1 pseudogene is annotated in these 315 nt (G+C 66.7%); it reads left to right on the top strand.

The window, feature by feature from the left end:
- Positions 1 to 38: 38 nt before the first annotated feature.
- Positions 39 to 315 (top strand): annotated as a pseudogene (locus F8274_RS30950) (hypothetical protein); the annotation flags it as partial.

The raw sequence follows: 315 nt of genomic DNA on the forward strand, positions 1-315 counted from the left end.
GTCGGCGTGTGTGCGCCAACCCCCAAGGAGCTTTCGTCATGAACACGATGCTGCGTAAGAGCGTGCTGGGTATTGCTGGTCTGGCTTTCACCGGTGGTGTCTTCGCCGGTCCGATCGCCGCCCACGCCGACGCCCACCCGGTGGACACCAGGCCGGTGGCGGTGAGTGTGCAGGGCGCCCAGTCGAAGATCGACCTGAACGACGAGCAGACCGCGAACGCCAAGGCGATCATCGCGGCGACGAAGAAGGCCGGCCTGCCGGAGCGGGCCGCGGTCATCTCGATCGCCACGAGCCTGCAGGAGTCGAAGCTGGAGA

It is taken from the genome of Micromonospora sp. AMSO31t (genome assembly GCF_008868175.1).
Lineage (GTDB): Bacteria > Actinomycetota > Actinomycetes > Mycobacteriales > Micromonosporaceae > Micromonospora.